Raw genomic sequence first — 9,061 nt, 5'->3', positions numbered from 1 at the left:
GTTTTGAGGCCGTGCGGGTCAGTTCATACCCGTTCAGCGCATCGAGAACCGCCTGGCCGAAAGCCTGACTGTCGGTGCCGCCAAGGGAATTTGCTGCGCGGGCCGTCTCCAGCCAGAGATCGGCGTCATCAGGCGTCAACGCCAGCGCTCCGTGAAAGGCTTCGATCGCGCTTGCGAGATTGTTGCCGGTGAGATCGAGCCGCGCCGTGGCGGTCAGGCTATCGACGGTCTGGCCTTGTTGCGCTTCGCTAAGCGCCAGATTGGTCTTGACGTCGCGTGCCTGTTGGATCAGGTCGGCGGAAAGGAAGCTGAGGCGAGGGGCTGCGCCGATATCGGCTTCCTGCGGCCCGGCTGCGGTTTCGACGATCCGGCCCGCTATGGCGCCGGGGAAAGCGTTCATCGTCTTGAAGTCGGATTTCAGGAAGCACCACTTCACCTTCGGATTGTAGGTGAAGGCCTTGCAGCTCTTGTCGCCTATGCACGATGCCTTGCACTGATCGAGCGAGACATTCTGTTCCGTTCTCAGGTCGAAGCCGAAGAAATCGGCGTCCTTGATCGTCTGGATATCGCGCTTCGTTTCCGCAGCTATTGCGGGAACACTCGTCATGATGGCCGAAACAGCTATTGCGACGACTGCAAAGAGCGAGCGTGCAGACATGGTTACCCCCGGATCCCTGGCGCTGGATTGTGGTACTCTCCAGCCAGCGCAAAAACTTGTCAACACGACCTCAAGCACCGGCCATAAAGAGCTGCTAAGAATATCCTTCGCGGCAGCTCTTGCGGACAAGTGCTCTGTGGGTCCTTTAAGAATTTATCAACCTTACCAAATAGTTAACGTAAAAATTAAGCGTATCGGCACGGAACATTTCTCGCTCGACGTCGTTATCGACTCAAGTTCCGGCGACGTTAATCCGGCCGGGACGACATCTTTCGCGTGCCTGGGTCAACGGGGGATGGGGTGATGGCCACGAATGTCTTGCGTAGCTGGCTACGGGATAACCTGATGAATCAGCGAGTATTGATAGTGGAGGACGAGTTCCTGATCGCCCTCGATCTCGAAGCGACCGTTCACTCCATGGGTATGGAAGTGACGGGTTTTGCGGCAAACACGGAACAGGCTCTGCGGTTTGCCCCCACGGCGGAGATTGCCTTTGTGGATGTCAATTTGTCGGACGGTGCAACCGGGCCGGAAATCGGCCGCAGGCTAGCGGAAGATTATGGCATCGCCGTTGTCTTCATGACAGCTAATCCCGAGATGGTCGCGGGAGGAGTAGAAGGTACGCTCGGCGTCGTCAGCAAGCCGGTCATGCCATCGGTCGTCGAACAGTCCCTGAAATATGCTGTCGCGCGCCGCAACGGTATGTTGGCCGCGGTGCCGGCGCAAATGCTGGCGTTCGCCTGAAAGTTAGCCACTGACGGCGGCAAGTTGTGCCCCGGCCGCGAGCCTGTCAGCGCCGTAGGCCCGAAGGAACGTCCGCACCGCGTTGCGGGCGGCACTTTCGAGTTGTTCGTCTGTCGGCGCCTGGCCGAACAGCATCATGATCTGCAGGTCAGCATTTCCGAGAGCAAGGAATTGCCGCGCCGCGACGTCGAAATCGTCTATCTTCAGCGCACCGCTTGCGCTCAGCCGCGCAAAAAGAGCGCCGAGCGCGGAGATGATCCGGTCGGGGCCCTGCTGGCGCCAGGTCTCGAACAGATGCGGGTAGCGCTCGCCCTCGGTTTGAACGAGGCGACGGAGAAATTTTCCATCGTGGTTGCAGACGCAGTTCTTGTTGATGCGGATCAAAAAGGCGACGAGGTCCTCTTCCAGATTGTCCGCATTGGCCGGGAATGTAGCGAGCATCGAAAAAAGCATCGAATTGGCGCGCTTCAGAACGTCATCAACGACGGCGACGAACAAGGTCTCCTTCTCGCAATAATGATTGTAGATCGTTTGACGGGAGACATGGGCCTCCACCGCGATCTCATCGAGGCTGGCCCCCGCAAAGCCCTGGCGGCAGAAAACATCCGCGGCCGCTTCCAGGATAGAGGTGCGCTTCTTGAACTGGCCGCGCTGGGTTGGACCGTCTGATCTCTTTTCGGGTGTCGCGAGATTTTTCATTCGTCAAAGATAAGGCGTCTTGACGTTTTAGACAATGCTGTCTAATTTTACACGCATGTCCAAAATAGTTGACACATCGGTTTGTATTTGCTGACGCATCTCCCAAGCGCGTCGCGACAGCGATCAATCATCATTGAACCGCTGCGCTTTTATGAAAGATCACCAAAATGACTGCTTCATTCTTTCGCATGGCGCTCGTCCTTGGCCTTTTGTCGGCCATAGGTCCGTTTGCCATCGACATGTATCTGCCGGCGCTGCCGTCCATCGGCGCCGATCTGGGCTCGGATAACAGCGTAACCCAGCTGAGCCTGCTTTCCTTCTTCATTTCCTTTGCACTTGCGCAGCTGCTCTACGGGCCGCTGTCAGATATGTGGGGCCGCAAGTTGCCGCTCTACCTGGGTATCGGCATCTTCACTATCGCCAGCGTTGGCTGCGCGCTGGCGCAGAACATCGAGACTTTGATTGCCTTCCGTTTCATCCAGGGCATCGGAGGCGCGGCGGGCATGGTCATTCCGCGTGCTGTCGTCCGGGATATGCATACCGGCGTGCAGGCTGCCCGCCTGATGTCGCTCCTAATGCTCGTCTTCTCGATCTCGCCCATTCTCGCTCCGCTTGCCGGCAGCGCCGTCATCGAGTTCTATGGCTGGCGCGGCGTCTTCTGGGCGGTCATGGTCGCCGCCTTCATCGGGCTTCTCCTGCTTGCGACGCAGCTCGTTGAAACCCGCCCGGAAAAGGACCGCAAGGGCAGCAGCCTCGGCAGCGCGATGTCAGCCTATCGTTTCTTGCTGCGTGACAAGAACTTTCTGACGCTGACCTTCATCGGCGGGCTCGGGATTTCGAGCTTCCTCGTCTATCTGGCGAACTCGCCTTTCGTGCTCATCCAGCATTACGGCCTGACGCCGACGCAATACAGCTTCGCCTTCTCGATCAATGCGGTATCGTTCTTCGCAGTGTCGCAGGCGACCGGATGGCTCGGCGAACGTTTCGGCCTCGTTCGCGTCATGCGTACCGCAGTCACCGCTTTCTCCCTTGTCATGGTGGTCATGGCGGTGGTGATGGCGACCGGCCTCAACCAGCTTCCAGTGATGGCCGCATTCCTCTTTGCCGGCTACGGTTTCCTCGGTCTCGTCATCCCGACGAGCGCGGTTCTTGCCCTGGAAGATCACGGCGAGATCGCCGGCACTGCCTCGTCGCTGATGGGCACACTGCATTTCGTCATCGCGGCCGTCGCGATGGTCGTGTCGAGCCTCTTTGCCGACGGCACGGCGCTTCCGATGGCGGCGGGTATCGCGGTCTGCGCTTTGTTCGCCTTCATCGTAACCCAAGTAGCCCTCGGCCGCCGTGCTACCGCAGCACCGGCCGAATGACAATCAGAGCCGCGCTTGAATTGAGCGCGGCCTTTCTCACGACCCGAGGGAAAAGGCATCGCTTTCGCCGGGAACCAGTTCCAGCGGCCAGATCGTGTTGTGCGCCCCTTTTGGATAGAAGTTTGCATAGACGGGCATGGCTGCAAGCAGCGTCTCTGCAAGTTCGACGCCGAGATCGCGCAGCGACATGCGGAAGCAGGTGAGCGCCGGCTGCAGAAATTTTGCACGCGGCTCTTCGCGGAAGCCGATCACGGCCAGATCCCGGCCTGGGACGACACCAGCCTCCATGAGCCGCCTGTAGAGGCCGATCGCCATCAACTCGTAAATCAGGATGATGGCCGTCGGTTTGCTTTCCAGCAGCAGCAATTCGTGCCCGGCCTGGTAGCCGCCTTGCTCGCTCGACTTGACGCGGATGACGAGCTTGGGGTCGTATTTTATGCCGTGCCGCTCGAGCGCCTGCCGATAGGCGTCGACGAAAATATAGCCGAGGTTGATATCGCTCGACGGTGCGGCGACCGCGATCTTGCGATGTCCCTTGGCGACTAGCCGCGCGACCGCTGATGCCGCGACACCCTCGAAATCAAGGTCGATCCACGGATGGCTTCCGCCTGACGAACTGCGTCCGAGCGCCACGAAGGGTATCTTCGCCTTCACCAAGAGGTCGATACGCCGGTCGATTCTCTGCGTTGCCGAAATGATCATCGCGTCGACGACACGCCGCGCCACCATGCGCTTCAGATACTCATACGGGTCTTCGTCGCTGGGGCAGGGGAGCATCACTAGGTCGAGCTTGTGTCGCGAAAACACGCTCTGCAGACCGCCCGTCAGGCCAAGAAAGAAGTTGTCACTGTTTTCGACCGTTTCCTTGTTGGATTCGATCATCAGGCCGATGGCATTGGTGGTCCCTTGCCGGAGGCTGCGGCCGGACTGGTTCGCTACGTAGCCGAGCTCTTCGGCCGCAGCGAGCACGCGCTTGCGCGTTTCCTCATTGACGTCTGGCTTTCCGTTCAGCGCACGGGAAACGGTCCCGATGGAGATATCGAGATGCTCGGCAAGCTGGCGGATACCTTTCATCTGCGGCGATCTTCCTCCCGGATCGAAACGTGTAATCCGTTCTTATTGCCATAGGAAAACGTTTCCGGAAAGCAGCTTCGCCAGCTAATCCTGAAACTGGTGGAAGTGGATGACGAGCGAATCCGGTTCGGCGAAGATGATCGAATAAAGCGGCGCCTCGAACGCATTGGAGGTCTTCTCCGAGACGAAATCGAGCGCCGTCTGGTGGTTCGTGCTGCGCAGGATGGTGAAGGGAACGCCCTGCCAGTTGCCGGTGACGAGGCGGTGCAGATGGCCGGCGAAAACATGCCGCACGTTGTTGTGCCCGCTCACGAGATCGAAGAAACCCTCAGGCTCGGCAAGGCCGATGCGGTCGAGCGCTGGAATATGCACCCTCGCCGGAGGGTGATGCATGAAAATATAGACGGGGCGGTCCCTCGCTTCTTCGAGCTTTTCCCTGAGCCATGAAATCCGGGTGGCGCAGAGCCTGCCCGTCACCTTTCCGTCGTCGAGTGTATCGAGCGTGATCACGCGGCCCTGGGGCAGGTCGATTGCAGCCTGCGCGAAGCCGTTGCCGCTCATCTGATCCGGGAACACGGCCGCAAAGTTTGCCCGGACATCGTGATTGCCGAGCATCAGCCGGATGGGCAGCGACGAACGCGAAACGCGCTCCTTGAGGATCCGATAGGTCTCTTCCCCGCCGGTTTCGGAAAGATCGCCCGAGACCACGACCAGCGCTGCATCGGAATGGAACCTTTCGATGTCCGAAAGGCATGCATCCATGCGCGCCGCTGGATCGAGGCCAAGCAGCATCTGACCTGCTGGAACGAGATGGAAATCGGAAACATGGATGAGCTTCATGAAAAGGTTCCGGCGTCTTCGAGTGAGCGCGCGACGAGTGCGAGCAGTTCTTCACGCATCTGTGCTCCGGCGGCGATGACGGGGCCGCCGGTTTGAAGGGTGCGGCCTTCACCCGGAAATTCGGCGGTCCACCCGCCGGCTTCCCGGACCATCAGCAGGCCAGCCGCGCAATCCCAGGCGTTGATATGCGGCTCGTAGTAGCCGGCAAGGCGGCCGCAGGCGACCTGCGCCAGCATCAGCGCGCCGGAACCGTTGCGGATGAACATGCCGCCTGCCTCGAGAAGGAGTTGGATGAAGCAAGAGACCTGCCGCAGCGGAATGCGGAAATTGGCACCGACGCCGAGCAGGCCGGTCGAAATGGTGCTCGTATGGCTGACATTCACCGGCCGTCCGTTGAGCTGTACCCCGGCATCTTTCTTCGCGACGAAAAGGTCGCCGCCCGACGGCTGGCAGATCAGCCCCAGCACCGTGTCGCGGCCCTTCATGACGGCAATCGAAATGCACCATTGGTCGATGCCGTGGATAAAACAGCTGGTGCCGTCGATCGGATCGATCACCCAAAGATAGCCGGATGGTCCTTCTTTGAGACCTTCCTCCTCGCCGAGCACGCCGTCATCCGGAAAGCTCGCAGCGATCCTTGCGCGGATTAGTGCTTCGATTGCCTTGTCGGCTTCGCTCACGACATCCTGGCCGTTGAGCTTCTGGCTGCTCTCCAACGAGGCGAGATCGGCAAAATAAGAACGCGCCTTTGTGGCGGCGTCGAGGATCACTTGGCGTGCGAGTACGAAACGCGGATCATAGGGGAATTCGCAATGCATGGATGTCTTTCTGGGTCAGGGTACGAAGCTGTCCCGGACGATCAGCTCTGGGATGACTCGTTCATAGGCGGGGGGCAGGTCGGGGTTGGCAAGGCGCTTTTCCACCAGCTCGACGGCGCGGCGCGCCATCACGACAGGGTCCTGCCGGAACGTCGTGAGCCGGTAGCTCAGCCAGGCTGCCTCCGGCACGTCGTCGAAGCCGATGACGGCAACGTCTTCGGGGATGCGCAGCCCGAGCGTCGTGCGGACATAGTCCATGAGCCCGAAGGCGATCTGGTCATTCGCACAATAAACCGCGTCCGGCCGTTCAGCCTCGGAGAACAGCTGCTTTGCAGCGGCAATGCCGCTGTCATAATCGGAATCCTTGCCGCGGCCGATCGAGACGGTCGCCCCGAGGGCCTCGGCTGCCGCCTTGAAGGCGGTTTCGCGCTCTGCGATGCTGGACGTCGCCGAATCGGAAGCGGCGACAGCAAGCCGCCGGCGGCCCTGGTCGAAAAATGCCTTCGCCGCCTTGCGGGAAGCTTCGGAGTTCCCCGCCCTGACATGGTCTGCATCCGGCTCCGTGCGGCCGATCACCACCAGCGGCTGGCCGTTGCGGTGCGCGAGCTCCACGAAGTTGGCGGGTGGCGAGCCGGAAAGAATGATCGTCGCTTCGGCCCGGTGGCCGATCAGCATCTTTTGGGCCGCGAGCAGTTCCTCTTCGGTTTGACCGGTGTTGATGAGGATCGGAATGCTGCCGCGCTGGATCAGGAACTTGGCGAGCGCTGCTGCCAGATGGGCGCGAAAGCCCACTTCCGGCTTCGTCGCTACGATGCCGACAAGCCGGCTCTGGTTGGCGAGCACGCCGCGCGCGAGGTCGTTGACGTGATAGCCGAGCTCTTGGGCGGCTTTCAGCACCCTTTCGCGGGTCGCGGGCGCGACGCTGGCGCCCGGCGTAAAAGTGCGCGACACCGCGGAGCGCGAAACGCCCGCGAGTTGCGCAACCTGCTCGGCACTCACAAAGCGCATCCGCTCTTTGCGCTGGCTCTTTGCGTCGTTCGTCGGGCCGTCGTTCATGGCAATCTCTCAGTGCCCCACACGGGACAGGACGTCTGCCTTCAGGAATCTCTCAACGATCAGCATAAAAGCCAAGGACGGAATGAGCAGCAAGAGGGCCGTGATCGAGGCGATCTGATAATTACCACCGGCGCCTGCAGTATAGAGCAATAGCGGCAGCATGTTCACATCCGGTGCTCCGACGAAGTAGCTGCCGGTGAATTCGTCGAGGCTTTCGAGGAAGACGAAGATGGCGCTCGCCATCAGCCCTGGCGCGGCAAGGGGAAGGGTGATGTCCATAAAGGCGCGGAAAGCACCGGCGCCGGTGGAGCGCGCTGCCTGCTCCAGTTCCTCGTCGATTGCCGAAAAGGCCGCAGTCGCAATCCACACCGCATAGACCAGTCCATGAGACGCATGCACCAGCACGACGCCGAGGATCGTGCCGTTCAGCCGGATCTCGTAGAAGATACGCGCGACGTTCACATAGACCGTCAGGTTCGGAAAGGCCTGGGGTATGAGGAAAGCAAGCAGGATCAGCGCGCGGAAGGGTAGCTTCAGCCGCGCCAGCGCATAGCCGGCCGGGATCGCCAGAAGCAGTGACAGGACGACGGTCAGCACGGCGACAATCAGCGAATTGCTGAGCGACTCCAGCGCGCCGCCACGGGGCGCAAAGACCTTAGCCCAGCTGCTGAAGCCGTATTGCAGCGGCAGGCTGTGCGGAAAGTACCACTTCTCCGCCACCGTCCAGAGCAGGAGGTTCGCCAGCGGGCCGAAGATGAAAAAGGCGAGCAGCCCGAAGACGATGGCGCGAGGGATCCACCAGAGCGCAGCCATGGGACGCGATTGCGAAGCGGAAAGCGTGGCGGTGGTCATGCGCGCTCCTTCAGGCTCTGGCGCAGATAGATCCAGGCGACCGACGAGGCGAGCACCAGCGATACAAGTCCGAGCGCGTTGGCGACGCCATAGTCGCCATAGGCGTTCACTCGGAAGGCTATGTCGGCCGTCAGCATGGTCGGCGATTGTGCATTGATCATCAGTGGCACGGAAAGAACCGACATCATGGTCACAAAAGAAAGAATGAGGCCGACGGTCAGCGTCACCGAAACCTGCGGGACGAGGATCTCGAAAAGGATGCGCAGCCGCGAGGCGCCGAGATTGCGGGCGGCTTCGATCGTGTCGCGGTTGACCGACGCCATGGCGCCGGCAACGAGCAGGGCGACGAAGGGTGTCTGCTTCCAGACGAAGGCAATGATGATGCCGCGCCAGTCGAGATAGCTCTGTGCGTCGATCGGCGTCAGAAGGCCGAGGCTGATCAGCGTGCTGTTCATTAGCCCGCTCTTGGCAAGGAAGGTGCGCAGGATCTGACCGACGACGATGAAAGGAATGAACATCGGCCAGCGATAGAGCCAGCGCAGTATTGCGACAGCGGCCGGATGTTCGCCGAGGGTGAGATAGCCGCCGATCGCGACTGAGGCGAGGCCGATGAGGATGGCCGAGATGGTGATGATCACCACCGAAAAGACGATGTCTTTCATGTAGAGATCGAAGGTCTTGTAAAAATTGTCCCAGCCGAAGCCTCCGTCTTCCACGCGGAAAGCGCCGACCGCCGACATGACCAGCGGCAAGATGAAGAGGAAGGCGATCACCGCAAGTGCCGGCAGCACGAGCAGGAGACCGAGGAGGCGTCTGGACATCGTTCGACCTCGTTTCTTGTTCCCTTCTCCCCTCGGGAGAAGGTGGCCCGGAGGGCTGGATGAGGGGGCGGTTCGGTTGGGAAGCGGCCTGCCTGCGCCGGCCGTTCGCTCCTTCGTCGCTCACCCCCTCAT

Annotated in this window: 10 protein-coding genes; 2 read left to right on the top strand and 8 right to left on the bottom strand. The window is 60.6% G+C overall.

What is annotated here, in order from left to right:
• Window positions 1–658 (bottom strand): PAN/Apple domain-containing protein (locus ACPYOI_RS22235; RefSeq protein WP_481423369.1); only part of this gene is annotated, 658 nt, incomplete at its 3' end.
• A 303-nt stretch (window positions 659–961) separates the two neighbouring features.
• On the opposite strand from ACPYOI_RS22235, the gene ACPYOI_RS22230 reads away from it, so the two are divergent.
• A complete protein-coding gene (locus ACPYOI_RS22230) occupies window positions 962–1,402 on the top strand; it encodes a response regulator (protein ID WP_481414519.1) in 441 nt (146 codons plus the stop codon).
• 3 nt (window positions 1,403–1,405) lie between these two features.
• Here the strand turns inward: ACPYOI_RS22230 and ACPYOI_RS22225 are convergent, their stop codons facing one another.
• Window positions 1,406–2,101: a TetR/AcrR family transcriptional regulator gene (locus ACPYOI_RS22225; protein ID WP_481414518.1), complete on the bottom strand. Its 696-nt coding sequence runs from the start codon at window positions 2,099–2,101 to the stop codon at window positions 1,406–1,408.
• Window positions 2,102–2,268: 167 nt separating this feature from the next.
• On the opposite strand from ACPYOI_RS22225, the gene ACPYOI_RS22220 reads away from it, so the two are divergent.
• Window positions 2,269–3,468, top strand: coding sequence for a multidrug effflux MFS transporter (locus ACPYOI_RS22220; RefSeq protein ID WP_481414517.1), 1,200 nt, complete (start codon window positions 2,269–2,271; stop codon window positions 3,466–3,468).
• A gap of 36 nt (window positions 3,469–3,504) precedes the next feature.
• Here the strand turns inward: ACPYOI_RS22220 and ACPYOI_RS22215 are convergent, their stop codons facing one another.
• The 6 genes from ACPYOI_RS22215 to ACPYOI_RS22190 form a co-directional block, all read right to left on the bottom strand.
• The gene (locus tag ACPYOI_RS22215; protein WP_481414516.1) at window positions 3,505–4,542 is read right to left on the bottom strand and encodes a substrate-binding domain-containing protein; all 1,038 of its coding nucleotides are present in this window, start codon (window positions 4,540–4,542) and stop codon (window positions 3,505–3,507) included.
• An 84-nt stretch (window positions 4,543–4,626) separates the two neighbouring features.
• A complete protein-coding gene (locus ACPYOI_RS22210) occupies window positions 4,627–5,382 on the bottom strand; it encodes a phosphodiesterase (RefSeq protein WP_481414515.1) in 756 nt (251 codons plus the stop codon).
• The gene (locus tag ACPYOI_RS22205) at window positions 5,379–6,200 is read right to left on the bottom strand and encodes an inositol monophosphatase family protein (RefSeq protein ID WP_481414514.1); all 822 of its coding nucleotides are present in this window, start codon (window positions 6,198–6,200) and stop codon (window positions 5,379–5,381) included. Before ACPYOI_RS22205 ends, ACPYOI_RS22210 begins: the two co-directional genes overlap by 4 nt.
• A gap of 15 nt (window positions 6,201–6,215) precedes the next feature.
• Entirely contained in the window at window positions 6,216–7,256 is a 1,041-nt protein-coding gene (locus tag ACPYOI_RS22200) for a LacI family DNA-binding transcriptional regulator (RefSeq protein WP_481414513.1), read from the bottom strand.
• 9 nt (window positions 7,257–7,265) lie between these two features.
• Window positions 7,266–8,069: an ABC transporter permease gene (locus ACPYOI_RS22195; protein WP_481414628.1), complete on the bottom strand. Its 804-nt coding sequence runs from the start codon at window positions 8,067–8,069 to the stop codon at window positions 7,266–7,268.
• Between the two features lie 35 nt (window positions 8,070–8,104).
• A complete protein-coding gene (locus tag ACPYOI_RS22190) occupies window positions 8,105–8,929 on the bottom strand; it encodes an ABC transporter permease (RefSeq protein ID WP_481423368.1) in 825 nt (274 codons plus the stop codon).
• Between the last annotated feature and the right edge of the window lie 132 nt (window positions 8,930–9,061).

The organism is Rhizobium sp. SVR5-2C, assembly GCF_056755115.1.
This window is presented reverse-complemented; position numbering and strand designations above follow the sequence as displayed.